We start from the raw sequence: 15,042 nt of genomic DNA on the forward strand, positions 1-15,042 counted from the left end.
GCGATCACGCCCCGCGCTGGCGTACCGCTTCGAACAGACAGACGCCGGTGGCCACAGAGACGTTAAGCGATGAGACGCTGCCCGCCATCGGAATGCTGATCAGCTCGTCGCAATGCTCGCGCGTCAGGCGGCGCATGCCTTCGCCTTCCGCGCCCATCACCAGCGCCATCGGCCCGGTCATTTTGCTCTGATAGAGCGTATGATCCGCTTCGCCAGCCGTGCCGACCACCCAGATGTTGTACTCCTGAAGCAGACGCAGCGTGCGCGCCAGGTTGGTGACGCGGATCAGCGGCACGTTCTCCGCCGCGCCGCTGGCGACTTTTTTCGCCGTGGCGTTCAGCGAGGCGGAGCGGTCTTTCGGCACGATCACCGCGTGCACGCCTGCGGCGTCGGCGCTGCGCAGGCAGGCGCCGAGGTTGTGCGGGTCGGTCACGCCGTCCAGCACCAGCAGCAGCGGTTTTTCCAGACTTTGCAGCAGATCCGGCAGGTCGCCCTCCTGGTACTGACGGCCGGGACGGATACGCGCCACGATGCCCTGATGCACGCCGCCTTCAACCTGACCGTCCAGCCACTGGCGGTTCGCCAGCTGGATAACGATGCCCTGAGCTTCCAGCGCCGCCACCAACGGCTGCAGGCGACGATCGTCGCGGCCCTTGAGGATAAAGACTTCCTGGAAGCGCTGGGGATCGCGCTCCAGCAGCGCCTGCACGGCATGGATACCAAAAATAATTTCGCTCATCGATCTGCTCAGTTAGGAATTGAATGGACTTCAGCGGACGCTCTCTGCGCGGCAGAAAGCGTCCGTTAACGCATCAGGCGGAATCAGGCCTGTTTTTTCGCGGCGCGCTTCGCCTTTGTGGCGGCGGCGATTTTACGGGTTTTTTCCGACGGGGTTTTGCTTTTTTTCTCTTTCTTCGCTTTAGCCGGTTTGTCCTTACCGTCGCGGAACGCTTCGTTCGGCTCGAAGTTGCCTTTTTTGCCGAGCTGACGACGGCGCTTCGGCGGCGCTTTGCCTTCGCGCTTCGCTTTTTCGCGCGCGGTTTTGCCTTCGCCGCGCGGCTGACGCTGGCTGGAGATCAGCGCGAAGTCGATCTTGCGCTCGTCGAGATGCACCGCCTCTACCCGCACTTCGACCGCATCGCCCAGGCGATAGGTGCGTCCGCCCGACTCGCCGATCAGACGCTGTCCCACCGCATCGAAACGGTAGTAGTCGTTGTCCAGCGTGGAGACGTGCACCAGGCCGTCGATAAAGAGATCGTTCAGGCGCACAAAGAAGCCGAAGCCGGTGACGCTGGAGATGACGCCGTTAAAGGTATTGCCGACCTGATCCTGCATAAAGTCGCATTTCAGCCAGTCGGCAACATCGCGCGTCGCCTCGTCAGCGCGGCGCTCGGTCATGGAGCAGTGCTGGCCGAGCTGCAGCATCTGCGCCATCTCGTAGTGGTAGCCGCCGGTCGCCGTGGTGTTGCCTTTCACCTCGCCTTCCGCCTGCGCCAGCAGATATTTAATGGCGCGGTGCAGCAGCAGGTCCGGATAGCGACGGATCGGCGAGGTAAAGTGCGCGTAAGACTGCAGCGCCAGGCCGAAGTGTCCGCGGTTTTCCGGATCGTAGACCGCCTGCTTCATCGAGCGTAGCAGCATGGTTTGCAGCATCTCCGCATCCGGCCGATCGGCGATCTGCGTCAGCAGTTCGGCATAGTCGACAGGCTCGGGTTTGGCGCCGCCCGGCAGCGAAAGGCCCAGCTCGTTGAGCACGGTGCGGAAGCTGGTGATGCTGTCGTCGCTGGGGCGATCGTGATCGCGGAACAGCGCCGGCTCCTGATGCTTCTCGACAAAGCGCGCCGACGCGATGTTGGCGAGGATCATGCACTCTTCGATCAGCTTGTGCGCGTCGTTGCGCACGGTGCGCTCTACGCGCTCGATGCGGCGTTCCGCATTGAAGATAAACTTCGCTTCTTCGGTCTCGAAAGAGATGCCGCCGCGTGATTCGCGCGCCTGTTCCAGCACCTTGTACATGTTGTGCAGCTCTTCCAGCGGCTTCACCAGCGGCGCGTACTGTTCGCGCAGCTCCGGGTTGCCCTGCAGGATATTCCACACTTTGTTGTAGGTCAGACGCGCATGAGAGTTCATCACCGCTTCATAGTGTTTGAAGCCGGTCAGCTTGCCTGTGGAGGAGATGGTCATCTCGCACACCATGCAGAGACGATCGACCTGCGGATTTAGCGAGCAGAGCCCGTTGGAGAGCACTTCCGGCAGCATCGGCACTACCTGCGACGGGAAGTAGACCGAGGTGCCGCGCTGCAGCGCTTCGTCGTCCAGCGGCGTGCCGGGACGCACATAGTAGCTGACGTCGGCAATGGCTACCCACAGGCGCCAGCCGCCGCCGCGCTTTTTCTCACAGTAGACCGCATCGTCGAAGTCGCGCGCGTCTTCGCCGTCGATGGTGACCAGCGGCAGCTGACGCAGATCGACGCGCCCTTTTTTCGCCGCTTCAGGCACCTCTTCGCTGAGCTTGCTCACCTGTTTTTCAACTTCCGGCGGCCAGCTGTGCGGGATTTCATGGGTGCGCAGGGCCATATCGACCGCCAGGCTGGTGCCCATGTCGTCGCCGAGTATCTCTGCGACTTTACCGATGGCTTTAGTGCGGCGCGTCGGGCGCTGCACCAGCTCTACCACCACGACCGATCCCATACGCGCCTGCAGGGTCTCTTCCGGCGGGATCAGGATGTCGAAGCTCAGACGGCTGTCGTCCGGCACCACGAAACCGGCGCCCGCATCGGTGAAGTAGCGGCCGACGATCTGGTTGTTGCGCGGCTCCAGCACGCGCACTACGCGCGCCTCGCGGCGGCCTTTGCGATCGGCGCCCAGCGGCTGCGCCAGGATGACGTCGCCATGCATGCACATTTTCATCTGCTCGGCGGAGAGATAGAGGTCATCTTTCTGCCCTTCCACGCGCAGGAAGCCGTAGCCGTCGCGGTGGCCGATAACCTTGCCGCGCAGCAGATCGAGACGTTCCGGCAGCGCATAACACTGGCGGCGGGTGAAGACCAGCTGGCCGTCGCGCTCCATGGCGCGCAGACGACGACGCAGCGCTTCAAGGTGCTCTTCGTCGGTGAGGTTCAGCTCTTGCGCCAGCTCGTCGCGGCTGGCTGGCTTTTCGCGTTTTTCCAGGTGAGCCAGAATAAATTCACGGCTCGGAATAGGGTTTTCATATTTTTCAGCTTCTCTTTGCTGAAAAGGATCGTTTGACATAGCGGTTCCTCCGATGTCATTTCAGATTCATTGCCACCGGCGGTTCGGACAATAAAATTTGGTATAAGGGTTCGTTCCCCTCGACTAAGTCTGCCAGCGTGTAGCTGTCCAGCTCTCGCAGGAACAGCTGTACCGCATCGTTTAGCGCCTTTTTTAAGCGGCAGGCTGGCGTAATGGCGCAGGTCGCGCAGTCTACTAACTGTAGCGGCTCCATTTTGCGCACTACATCGCCGATGACAATATTATGCGGATCCATCCCAAGACGGATGCCGCCGTTTTTGCCGCGCGTCGCGGCGATAAAGCCCGCCCGGCTGAGCTGGTTGATGATTTTCACCATATGGTTGCGCGACACGCCGTAGGTCTCGGTGACTTCAGTGATATTCGTCATTCTGCCTTGCGGCAAACTAGCCATATAAATCAAGGCCCGCAGACCATAATCGGTAAAACTTGTCAGCTGCACAATTACCTCGGTAGATCACCCATAGCGTGTTTATTCGTTCGTCCGCGTTGCGGTTGATTTTAATAGTAAACCGGCTTGCGGCTACTGTAGATGATAAACCAGAGTCGAATCCAGAGTGTGTTTTTTTCAGCCGGGCGGCGATGCAGCAAAGTGAAGGGAGAGTAAGCGGCTTGCTAAGCGGGAAACAGAGGCCGGCGCAGCGCCGGCCTCTGCAGGATTATGCGTCGAACGGATCGCGCAGAATCATGGTTTCGCTACGGTCCGGGCCGGTAGAGATAATATCAACCGGTACGCCCGTTACTTCTTCTACGCGCTTGATATAGTCGCGCGCGGCCTGCGGCAGACCTTCCAGCGTTTTCACGCCAAAGGTGGTTTCGCTCCAGCCTGGCAGGGTTTCATAGATCGGCTCGATGCCTTCCCAGTTCTCTGCCGCCAGCGGCGTGGTGGTCACTTCGCGACCGTCCGGCAGGCGATAGCCTACGCAGATTTTCACTTCTTTCAGGCCGTCCAGCACGTCCAGCTTGGTCATGCAGAAACCTGACAGGGAGTTGATCTGCACTGCGCGGCGCACGGCGACCGCATCCAGCCAGCCGGTGCGGCGACGGCGGCCGGTGGTTGCGCCGAATTCATTGCCTTTAGCGCACAGGAACTCGCCGATGTCGTCGAACAGTTCGGTCGGGAACGGGCCCGCGCCGACGCGCGTTGAGTAAGCCTTCACGATGCCCAGCACGTAGTCGACGCAGCGCGGACCGATGCCTGAGCCGGTCGCCACGCCGCCAGCGGTAGTGTTAGAGGAGGTCACATAGGGATAGGTGCCGTGGTCGATATCCAGCAGCGTACCCTGCGCGCCTTCGAACATGATCAGATCGCCGCGCTTCTGCGCCGTATCCAGCAGTTCGGAGACGTCAACCACCATGCTGGTCAGCACGTCGGCTACCGCCAGCACGTCGCTCAGCACTTTGTCGTAGTCGACCGCGTCTTCTTTGTAGTAGTTCACCAGCTGGAAGTTGTAGTAATCGACAATCTCTTTCAGCTTAACGGCGAAGGTCTCTTTGTTGAAAAGATCGCCGACGCGCAGACCGCGGCGTGCCACTTTATCTTCATAGGCCGGACCGATGCCACGACCGGTGGTGCCGATAGCTTTGGCGCCGCGCGCTTTTTCGCGCGCCAGATCCATTGCGACATGGTATTGCAGAATCAGCGGGCAGGCTTCAGAAATCAGCAGACGTTCGCGTACCGGTACGCCTCGCTCTTCCAGGCCTTTCATCTCTTTCATCAGAGCTTCAGGCGACAGCACCACGCCGTTACCAATGATGCTGGTGACGTTTTCGCGCAGGATGCCGGATGGAATTAAATGGAGGACGGTTTTTTCACCGTTGATGACAAGCGTATGGCCTGCATTGTGGCCACCCTGGTAACGCACCACGTAATTAGCGCGTTCAGTCAGCAGATCTACAATTTTACCTTTGCCTTCGTCACCCCATTGGGTGCCCAGTACGACGACGTTCTTACCCATTTTCAAAATCACCGATTGCTTAAAAATGGATTCTACCATCTGATCTTGCGGCTTTCAGCACTTTTAGCATACGTTTGCGCGCATTTTTCGCCTGGGTTTTGCGCACTACAACATCCTGGGGAATGGGCGCGCGCGAGGCACAATTTAGCGCTAACAGAAGAGAAATCAGCCGCCGTGCGCGCCAGTCATGTAGTAAATGACCACGCCCGCCACCACCAGTCCGCCGCCGAAACGGTGCAGCAGGCGATCGGGCAGCTGCGCCATGCTCAGGATCATACGACGCCAGATGCGCGGCAGAAACATCGGCCCCAGCCCTTCCAGCACCAGTACCAGCCCCAGCGCCATCCATATGGTGTTATTCATTTACCATTCCCAAAAAAAAGGCCGACATCATTGTCGGCCCGTAGGTTATAGCAGTTCTTATCGCGTCGCGTTAGAGGGCGCTTTCATATATCGGAAGAAATCGCTGTCCGGGCTGAGCACCATCACGTCCTGATTGTCGCTGAAGCTATTTTCATAGGCGCGCAGGCTGCGGATAAAGGCGTAAAAGTCCGGATCCTGGCTGAATGCGTCAGCAAAAAGCTTCGCTGCTTCAGCATCGCCGTCACCGCGCGTAATCAGCGCGGTGCGCTGCGCTTCCGCCAGCGTGCGTGTAACCTGATAGTCCGCCTGCGCACGCAGTTTTTCCGCCTCTTCCTGACCCTGAGAACGCTGGCTGCGCGCGACAGCTTCACGCTCGGCGCGCATACGATTGTAAATCGCGTCCGAGACCTCGGTCGGCAGATTGATCTGCTTGATGCGCACGTCGACGACCTGAATGCCCAGCGCCGCCATGCTGTTCGGGTTAATCGCCGGCTCTTTGCTGTTGGTTTCGCGCTCGACGCGCGCCGCCGCGCTGGCGATGGCGTCATCCGCCGCCGGCGTCTGCACTTCGTCGTCGCTGCCGGCGCTGCCGGTATTCAACGCGTCGCGCACGTCGGTGGTCAGACGGCCGCGAGAGTCCGTCACGATATCTTTCACATCAAGACGGCCCATCTCAGAACGCAGGCGGTCGCTGAATTTGCGCTTCAGCAGCACTTCCGCCTGGGAAACGTCGCCGCCGCCCGTCGCCAGGTAATAGCGGCTGAAGTCACTGATGCGCCATTTGATGTAAGAGTCGACAATCAGGTCTTTCTTCTCTTTGGTGACGAAGCGATCTGCCTGGTTGTCCATGGTCTGAATGCGCGCGTCCAGCGTTTTTACCGTTTCGATAAACGGCACTTTCATATGCAGACCCGGCGCGAACACCTGAGGTTTGTTTTCATCGTCGCGCAGCACTTTGCCGAAGCGCAGCACAATGCCGCGTTCGCCTTCCTGCACCACAAACAGTGAAGCGTAGAGCGCCACCAGTACAACAATAATGACTACAATTATGGGCTTACGCATCGATTACTCTCTCCCTTCGCGCTGGGTATCGTTGCGCAGAGCATTGGCCCGACGCTGATCCATGATGCTGTCTGGATTGTAGGCTGACGTATCGCTACGGCTGGCAGTGCTGCCAGGCGAAGCGGGCAGCGTGCTCAGACTCGCGCCTTTGTGGCCGCCCTGCGCTGCGCCGCTTGCGCCGCGCATCAGCTGGTCGAGCGGCAGCACCATCAAATTATTGCCGCGATCGTTAACCAGCACTTTGCGGGTATGGCTCAGCACGCGTTCCATGGTTTCGATGTAGAGACGCTCTTTAGTGATGTCCGGCGCCGCCTTGTACTCAGGCAGCAGCTTGGCGAAACGCGCCACTTCACCCTGCGCTTCCAGCACGGTACGTTCTTTGTAAGCGCGCGCCTCTTCGAGGATACGCTGCGCCTGACCATTCGCGCGCGGCTGCACTTCGTTCGCATAGGCTTCCGCCTCGCGCACGTACTGCTCGCGGTTTTCACGCGCGGCGATGGCGTCGTCGAAGGCCGCTTTTACCTCTTCCGGAGGACGCGCCGCCTGGAAGTTGACGTCAAGCAGCGTGATGCCCATGTTGTAAGGGCGGATGGTTTCGTCGATTTCGCGCTGCGTGTCGCTACGCACCACGGTACGGCCTTCGGTCAGAATGCGATCCATCGTAGAGCGGCCGATAACGCCGCGCAGCGCGCTGTCGGTCGCCTGGCGCAGGCTGTCGTCCGCGCTGGTGACGGCGAACAGGTAGCGTTCAGGATCGGTCACGCGGTACTGCACGTTCATCTCGACGCGCACCACGTTCTCATCCGAAGTCAGCATTACGCCGGAGGCAGCAAGCTCGCGCACCGCTTCGACGTTTACCGCTCGCACCTGGTCGATAAAGGTAGGTTTCCAGTTCAGGCCTGGCTCCACCAGATGACTGAACTTGCCGAAGCGCGTGACGACGCCGCGCTCCGCTTCTTTAATGGTGTAGAATCCACTGGCGGCCCAGATTACAACCGCCGCGACAGCGACGATTCCGAAGAGTTTGCCACCGCTGCCGCCGCTGCGCTGGCCATTGTCACTCTGTTTGCCACCGCCCAGTCCGCCGAGCTTTTTGCTCAACTTACGGAAGATATCATCCAGATCCGGCGGTCCCTGTTCACGACCGCCTTTGTTTCCCCCAGAGTTGCCGCCTTTATTATTGCTGCTTCCCCACGGGTCGCGGTCCTGTCCGTTATTACCGGGCTGATTCCACGCCATGTTCTACTCCATTTATTGTAAGTGCGCTGTTTACCCTGCAGCTTTCAGGCTGTAGCTGTGTTGGCCGCCTTCGCTCATCCCAGTCACTTACCGATGTAAGCTCCTGGGCATTCACTCAGTTGCCGCCTTGCTACAGCCTGAAATCTTTGGGTAAACCCTGCTTTTCGCGGCTGTAGCTGTGTGGGCCGCCTTCGCTCATCCCAGTCACTTACCGATGTAAGCTCCTGGGCATTCACTCAGTTGCCGCCTTGCTACAGCCTGAAATCTTTGGGTAAACCCTGCTTTTCGCGACTGTAGCTGTGTGGGCCGCCTTCGTTCATCCCGGTCATTTACTAATGTAAATGCGGGAAAGAAACTTCCCAGAAAAACGGCGGCCGCCTGCTACACCATACCAGCTATTGCGTAAGGACGTTTGGGCAACGTGTCAAACTATGTAATCAAGCAGCGCCGGTTCCTGCTTGCACAGGCGTCGCCAGTCAACCATCGGAAGACGCACGCGTAGACCGATGCCGCCGTCTTCTTCATTCCATTCATCTTCAATGGCCTGCAGCTGATAGAAGCGGCTGCGCAGGCGCCCCGCTTCCGGCGGGAGGCGCAGTTCGAACTGCGCGATTTCGCCCGACAGACGCTCGGAGAGCGCCTGCCATAGCAGCGGCAAACCTTCGCCGCTCTGCGCTGAAAGCCAGACGCGGATCGGCTGATTTTCTTCATTGCGATCGATGCGCGGAACGAAGCCGTCCAGCATATCGATTTTATTCATCACCAGCAGCGTGGGAATTTCATGCGCGTCGATCTCTTCCAGCACCGCATTGACCGCTTCGATATTTTCATTGACGCGCACGTCGGCGGCGTCGATTACATGCAGCAGCAGCGTCGCCTGCCGCGTTTCCTGCAGCGTCGCTTTAAACGCGGCCACCAGATCATGAGGCAGATGACGAATAAAGCCGACGGTATCCGCCAGCACCACGTCGCCGACGTCCGCCACGTTCAGACGGCGCAGCGTCGGATCGAGCGTCGCAAACAGCTGATCCGCTGCATAGACGTTAGCGGAGGTGACGGCGTTAAACAGGGTGGATTTACCGGCGTTGGTATAGCCGACTAGCGACACGGTCGGCACGTCCGCTTTGGCGCGCGCCTGACGTCCTTGATCGCGCTGTTTTTCTACACGTTCAAGGCGGGACAAAATCTGACTGATTCGATTGCGCAGCAAACGACGGTCGGTTTCCAGCTGGGTTTCGCCCGGGCCGCGTAAGCCGATGCCGCCTTTCTGACGTTCAAGGTGCGTCCAGCCGCGTACCAGTCGGGTAGCAAGATGGCGCAGCTGGGCCAGTTCGACCTGCAGCTTACCTTCATGCGTTCGGGCGCGTTGGGCGAAGATATCCAGGATCAGACCGGTACGGTCAATGACGCGACATTCACACAGGCGCTCCAGGTTGCGTTCCTGCGCAGGGGATAAGGCATGATCGAATAATACGACCGATGCTCCACTTGATTTTACCGCATCGGCAATTTCAGCTGCCTTTCCTTCACCGACAAAATATTTAGGATGTGGCGCTTTACGACTGCCGGTAATGACCTGCAGCGCTTCCACACCCGCAGAAGAGACCAGGGTTTCAAATTCCTGGAGATCTTCCATCTCTTTGTCTTGGGAGAACCAGATGTGTACCAGTACGGCCTGCTCACCGGCTTCATAACGGTCAAACAAGCTATAACCTCGCTTAGAAAATAGAAGACCAGGACGGAAAACAGTCTGCGTTCCCCCGCCCTGGCTTGTACAGGTAGCGCGTTATTCCGCGTTATCGCTGTCTTGTTGTGGCTGCGATGGCGCCCGCCGTGGTGGTAGTTGTTGCTGCCGCCACCGGTATTGTTGCTGTGATGAGAAACCGGGCGTGATGGAACCACGGTAGAAATGGCGTGCTTGTAAACCATCTGGCTTACCGTGTTCTTCAACAAAATCACGAATTGATCGAAAGACTCAATTTGTCCCTGCAGCTTGATACCGTTGACCAAATAAATCGAAACCGGAACACGTTCACGACGCAGTGCGTTCAAAAACGGGTCTTGTAATGATTGCCCCTTAGCCATTCTATCTTTTCCTTATATGCTTGTTGTTTATTACTTGTAGAACCGAAGTTCTGAAAAAACTGCGTAAAAATTTGCGCACGATAACCAGCCAATTGTACACAATCACCCATGCTTCGCACTAAGAACCTGAAGCACCTCATCACGCGCAGATTCTGGGCTGTCGCTGTCAAGCCAGCGTACATTTTCCCAGCCGCGTAACCAGGTCATCTGGCGTTTAGCGAGCTGCCGGGTTGCGCAAATTCCCCGATAAACCATCTCGTCGTAATCGATCTCGCCAGCCAGGTATGACCACATCTGACGATAACCGACACAGCGAATGGAAGGCATATCCGTATGCAAATCACCTCGTGCAAACAGGGCCCGAGCCTCCGCTTCAAATCCTGACGCCAGCATCTGCTGAAAGCGTAGTTCGATGCGCTGATGCAGCAGTTCACGGGTCGCGGGGGCGATGGCGAACTGATACACATCGTAGGGTAACGCTTCGCCGGATGTTTTAGTCAGTTCCGTTAAAGTTTTACCCGAAATAAAAAAAACTTCCAGTGCTCGCGAAAGTCTCTGCGGATCATTCGGATGAATACGACTCCCGGCTATCGGGTCGATGTCGCACAGCTGACGATGCAGCGCCTCCCACCCTTTTTCGCGCGCCATTTGTTCAATGCGCTGACGTATCTCAGGATCGGCCGAGGGGAGCGGCGATAATCCTTCCAGTAACGCCTTGAAATAGAGCATGGTTCCACCCACCAGCAGCGGAATACGGCCGCTCTCAACGATCTCCGCCATAGCCGCCAGCGCATCCCGGCGAAAATCGGCGGCGGAATAGGCTTCCGAGGGATCGCGAATGTCCAGCAGGCGATGCGGCGCCTGCGCCAGCTCTTCTGCCGAGGGTTTGGCCGTGCCGATATCCATCCCGCGATAGATTAAGGCAGAGTCGACGCTGATAAGTTCCACCGGCAGCTGCTTTCTTAACGCTATCGCCAGCGCGGTTTTGCCCGAGGCGGTCGGCCCCATTAAAAAAATAGCCTTCGGTCGGCCAGCCGGGTTTTGTTCACTCATGGGTTAATGCAGCAAGCGCGCTCTCAATGTCCAGGGCCTGAATCAGGCCAGAAGGCGGCGATTTCAGCAGTTGCGGACAGAGCCGTTCCAGCTCCGCCAGCAGAGTAATCGCCTGCGAGTGATTCCAGTGGGGCGCGTCAGTATCGCAACGTCGCGCCAGCCATTGAGCCAGCTGAGGGGCGCCGCTCTCCGGCTGCTGGGCGAGATAGCCTAGCAGCTCTGGAATCAAGATTTGTAAATTTTGCGTGCGCAAGGGTAAAGGCACCGCGCGCAGGGTTACGTGGTCGCCTTCCGGCTGCAGATCGATGCCCATCTCATTCAGCAGGCTCTGCCTCTCTGCGGCGATCTGGCGCTCCGGCCGCGCGACTTTCATGCGCACCGGGATGAGCAGCGGCTGCGACTTCAGCCCCGTCTCGCCCGGCTGTAGCTGCGCGTGCCGCACCCAGCGCGCGGCCACCGGCAGCGATAGCAGCAGCAGCGCCTGCTCCTGCTCCAGTAGCGCATAGCGCTCCCGCACCACCGTTAACACGCGGCCGAAGCTTTGCGCATGCGAGGAAAGCGGCGTCTCGGCTGGCTGCGCGCGCGGTGTGACCGCCGGCTCAGCCGGCGTGCGCTGACCTGCGGCTGGCGTTTTCAGCAGTTGCTGATAGACCGCGCCTTCGCGCTTGCTGTAGCCATTCTCTTTATTCTGCCAGCCCGGCTGCGCGGTTGGCGGTGATGCTGGCGCCGACGCGCCGCCTTCGCTGCGGCGCGGCGCGGCGGGCTGGGAAAAGTGGTTGCCGCCCGCCGCCTGGCGATTTTCCGGCTGCCAGCGCGGCGCCGGCTCTTCCGCCTGAATCGACGACAGGGTCGGCGCGCTGCTCTCCTGCAGCACGCTCATCACGCCCTGAAAGATAAAGTCGTGCACCAGCCGCGACTGATGGAAGCGCACTTCATGCTTGGCGGGATGCACGTTGACATCCACCTGATGCGGATCGATTTCCAGATAAAGCACATAGGCTGGCTGCTGGTCGGCCTGCAGCTGCGTCTGAAACGCCTGACGTATCGCATGATTGATCAGTTTGTCGCGCATCATGCGGCCGTTGACGTAGCAATACTGAATATCGGTCAGCTGGCGCGAGCCGGCCGGATCGGCGACCCAGCCGCGCAGCAGCAGATCGTCATGCCGCCAGTCGATGCGCAGCGCATGCTGCATAAAGGTCGTACCGCAAATCGCTCCCAGCCGCCGTTCGCGCTGCGCCTCATCATTGACCGCGCGATACTGGCGCATCAGCTTGCCGTTATGGCTGAGCGAGATGGAGACGTCAAAACGCGCCAGCGCGATGCGGCGAATCACCTCGTCGATATGGCCAAACTCGGTTTTCTCGGTGCGCATGAATTTGCGACGCGCGGGCGTGTTGTAGAAGAGATCGAGCACCTCCAGCGTGGTGCCGCACGGATGCGCCGCGGGCTTAACCGTGACCGCCATCTCGCGGCCTTCGGCGTACGCCTGCCAGGCCTCGCTCTGCGCTTCGGTGCGGGAAGTCAAGGTCAGGCGCGAAACTGAACTGATGCTGGCCAGCGCTTCGCCGCGAAAGCCCAGGCTCATAATCGCCTCCAGATCGTCGAGCGAGGCGATTTTACTGGTGGCGTGGCGCGCCAGCGCCATCGCCAGCTCCTCTTTGCTGATGCCGCAGCCGTTATCGCGAATACGGATTAGTTTCGCGCCGCCTTTTTCAATGTCGATGTCGATGCGCGTCGCGCCGGCGTCGAGGCTGTTTTCCACCAGCTCTTTGACCACCGATGCTGGACGCTCGACCACTTCGCCCGCCGCAATCTGGTTAGCCAGCTGCGGCGGTAAAATTTGAATGGGCATGGTGATTATCCTTGTAGGGCCTGGCCCGGCGCCTGGCCGGGCTGGCCGTCAGGAGGCGGGTATTTTCAGGGTTTGCCCCAACATCACGTTTGAGGACTTCATATTGTTCGCCTGGATGATCGCCTGCGGACTGACGCCATAATGCGCGGCGATAGCCGTCAGCGAGTCGCCCCGCACCACTTTATGACGCGCCGGGCCGCGCGCGGCTACCGTATTGCTGGCTGGCACCTTCAGGCGCTGTCCGACCCAAACCACATCGCGCTTCAGCCGGTTCATGTCGCGCAGCGTCCCCATGCTGACGCCATATTTCGCGGCGATGCCGGAGAGCGTTTCGCCGCGGGTAACAGTATGACGCTGCACCGCGCCGGTATACTGCGTGGCGCCGGTCGCCGGATTACTGGCGACGCTCACCGTCGGCGATGAGCCGAGCGGACGGTTTTCCTCCTTTGGGAGCGATTGCAGCGGGTGCGCCAGGAAATAATTGCGCAGGCCTTTGTAGATAGCCATCGCAATTTTATCCTGGTAAGCGCTACTGCCGAGCAGTCGCTCCTCCGAGGCATTACTGATGAAGCCGGTTTCCACTAACAGCGAGGGGATATCCGGCGAACGCAGCACGCCGAGGCTGGCGTGCTCCGGCAAACGCTTATGCAGCGGCGAAACGCCGCGCAGCTGCTGCAGCACTTTCATCGCCACGTCATAACCGACGCGCTGCGAATGGCCAAACTGCAGATCCAGCACCGCCTGGCTCAGGTAGGGATCGGCCTGGCTGTTCGCCAGCAAATCTCCTGCCCCGCCCAGCAGCTCGGACTGTTTCTCGCGCTGCTCCAGCCAGTTCGCCATTTCGCTATTGGCGCGACGGTTCGACAGCACCCATACCGACGCGCCGGTGGCGCTGTGGCTCGGCGCCGAGTCGGCGTGAATGGAAACCAACAGGTTGGCGTTCTCTTTACGCGCCACTTCAGAACGGCCCATCACCGAAATAAAGTAGTCGCCGTCGCGCGTCAACACGCCTTTAAACATCGGATCCTTGTTCAGCAGCACCTTCAGCTTGCGCGCGATGGCGATGGTGACGTTCTTTTCATGCAGTCCGCGCTGGCCGGTGGCGCCGGGATCCTGGCCGCCGTGGCCGGCGTCGATCGCCACAATCACCGTATCGTTGCTAGTGGGTAGCGCATTGCCTGGACGCGTGGTGGTGTTGGTATTGCTGACCGCCGTTACCTGGTTAGCGTTGAACGGGTTCACGGCGGGTCGGCTCGGGGTCGTCGTGGTCGCGGTCGACACCGGCGCGGCGCGGCTGACGGGCTGTTTGCCCTGAATAGTGAACACCACGTTGTAGCTGCTGCCGTTGCGCTGGGTCACCGCGCGGGTTTTGCCCGCCTGCGTCAGCTCGAACACCAGCCGAATGCTCTGCTTATCCTTGGGCGTGCTGGTGCGAATGCGCCTGACGATATTTTCGCCGCTGAAGTTAAGCGGCAGCCCCTGAATCACGCCGCTCTGACGAATATCCAGCACTACGCGATCCGGGTTGCGCAGCGGAAAGAAGCCGTACACCGGCTGTCCGGCGAAGCTCAGAGTTACCGTCGCCTTGCTGTCGCCGTTTTCGACTTTGATATCGGAGAGGCTGGCCGCCAGCGCGGGCACCGTCGCCAGACAGAGTATTAGCAGCAGCGCGCTTTTCATCCGTGCGATCATGCCTGCGCCACCTGCTCTGTCAGCAATTCGCCCAGCGCGGAGTGCGCCTCAAGGCGCGCCTCGCGTGCGGCACCGACGTACCTTAGCGTTAGTGCCAGATCGGGCGGCGGCAAGACGCCCGCGCCCTGCTGCGGCCACTCTACCAGGCAAATAGCCTCGCCGGTGAAATAGTCGCGGATCCCCATGAACTCCAGCTCTTCCGGATCGGCCAGTCGATAGAGATCGAAGTGATAGAGCGCGCGCGCGTCGAGCTGGTATGGCTCTACCAGCGTGTAGGTCGGGCTTTTGACGTTGCCCTGATGGCCAAGCGCCTGCAAAAATCCACGGCTGAAGGTCGTTTTGCCCGCGCCCAGATCGCCATAAAGATAGATTACCGCCGCGCCGGTACAGGCGCGGGCCAGCTTAGCGCCCAGATCGAGGGTCGCCGCCTCATCGGGCAAGGAAATAACACAGGTCTTCATGCTT

General features: G+C 59.6%; 12 protein-coding genes and 1 pseudogene. All 13 read right to left on the reverse strand.

Annotated features, from left to right (window positions below; translation table 11 throughout):
* Window positions 1-4: 4 nt before the first annotated feature.
* The 13 genes and pseudogenes from rlmB to tsaE all read right to left on the reverse strand — a co-directional run bounded on the left by rlmB (window position 5) and on the right by tsaE (window position 15,038).
* Complete coding sequence (gene rlmB / locus HA46_RS06350; RefSeq protein ID WP_033754857.1) at window positions 5-739, reverse strand: 23S rRNA (guanosine(2251)-2'-O)-methyltransferase RlmB; 735 nt, start codon at window positions 737-739, stop codon at window positions 5-7.
* 83 nt (window positions 740-822) lie between these two features.
* Window positions 823-3,252: a ribonuclease R gene (gene rnr, locus HA46_RS06355; RefSeq protein ID WP_033792332.1), complete on the reverse strand. Its 2,430-nt coding sequence runs from the start codon at window positions 3,250-3,252 to the stop codon at window positions 823-825.
* 16 nt (window positions 3,253-3,268) lie between these two features.
* Window positions 3,269-3,712, reverse strand: a complete 444-nt coding sequence (gene nsrR, locus HA46_RS06360) for a nitric oxide-sensing transcriptional repressor NsrR (protein ID WP_033754853.1) — start codon at window positions 3,710-3,712, stop codon at window positions 3,269-3,271.
* A 217-nt stretch (window positions 3,713-3,929) separates the two neighbouring features.
* On the reverse strand, window positions 3,930-5,228 hold the full coding sequence (locus tag HA46_RS06365; RefSeq protein ID WP_033792351.1) for an adenylosuccinate synthase: 1,299 nt from the start codon (window positions 5,226-5,228) through the stop codon (window positions 3,930-3,932).
* A 165-nt stretch (window positions 5,229-5,393) separates the two neighbouring features.
* Window positions 5,394-5,591 (reverse strand): DUF2065 family protein, encoded by a 198-nt coding sequence (locus HA46_RS06370; RefSeq protein WP_033792334.1) that lies wholly within the window; start codon window positions 5,589-5,591, stop codon window positions 5,394-5,396.
* 57 nt (window positions 5,592-5,648) lie between these two features.
* Window positions 5,649-6,653, reverse strand: a complete 1,005-nt coding sequence (gene hflC, locus HA46_RS06375; protein WP_033792335.1) for a protease modulator HflC — start codon at window positions 6,651-6,653, stop codon at window positions 5,649-5,651.
* A 3-nt stretch (window positions 6,654-6,656) separates the two neighbouring features.
* Window positions 6,657-7,892, reverse strand: a complete 1,236-nt coding sequence (gene hflK, locus HA46_RS06380; RefSeq protein ID WP_033792336.1) for an FtsH protease activity modulator HflK — start codon at window positions 7,890-7,892, stop codon at window positions 6,657-6,659.
* A gap of 424 nt (window positions 7,893-8,316) precedes the next feature.
* Window positions 8,317-9,597 carry a ribosome rescue GTPase HflX gene (gene hflX, locus HA46_RS06385; RefSeq protein WP_084883034.1) on the reverse strand — a complete coding sequence of 427 codons (1,281 nt, stop codon included), beginning with the start codon at window positions 9,595-9,597 and terminating at the stop codon, window positions 8,317-8,319.
* Between the two features lie 81 nt (window positions 9,598-9,678).
* Window positions 9,679-9,977 (reverse strand): annotated as a pseudogene (hfq, locus tag HA46_RS06390) (RNA chaperone Hfq).
* A 102-nt stretch (window positions 9,978-10,079) separates the two neighbouring features.
* Window positions 10,080-11,030: a tRNA (adenosine(37)-N6)-dimethylallyltransferase MiaA gene (gene miaA / locus HA46_RS06395; protein WP_033792354.1), complete on the reverse strand. Its 951-nt coding sequence runs from the start codon at window positions 11,028-11,030 to the stop codon at window positions 10,080-10,082.
* Window positions 11,023-12,885: a DNA mismatch repair endonuclease MutL gene (gene mutL / locus HA46_RS06400; protein ID WP_033792355.1), complete on the reverse strand. Its 1,863-nt coding sequence runs from the start codon at window positions 12,883-12,885 to the stop codon at window positions 11,023-11,025. The genes miaA and mutL overlap by 8 nt, the downstream gene beginning before the upstream one ends.
* Before the next feature lie 48 nt (window positions 12,886-12,933).
* Window positions 12,934-14,577 carry an N-acetylmuramoyl-L-alanine amidase AmiB gene (gene amiB, locus HA46_RS06405; protein ID WP_084883038.1) on the reverse strand — a complete coding sequence of 548 codons (1,644 nt, stop codon included), beginning with the start codon at window positions 14,575-14,577 and terminating at the stop codon, window positions 12,934-12,936.
* Window positions 14,574-15,038, reverse strand: a complete 465-nt coding sequence (gene tsaE, locus HA46_RS06410; RefSeq protein WP_084883042.1) for a tRNA (adenosine(37)-N6)-threonylcarbamoyltransferase complex ATPase subunit type 1 TsaE — start codon at window positions 15,036-15,038, stop codon at window positions 14,574-14,576. Before tsaE ends, amiB begins: the two co-directional genes overlap by 4 nt.
* Between the last annotated feature and the right edge of the window lie 4 nt (window positions 15,039-15,042).

The sequence above is a fragment of the Pantoea septica genome (genome assembly GCF_002095575.1).
GTDB classification, from domain to species: Bacteria; Pseudomonadota; Gammaproteobacteria; order Enterobacterales; family Enterobacteriaceae; genus Pantoea; species Pantoea septica.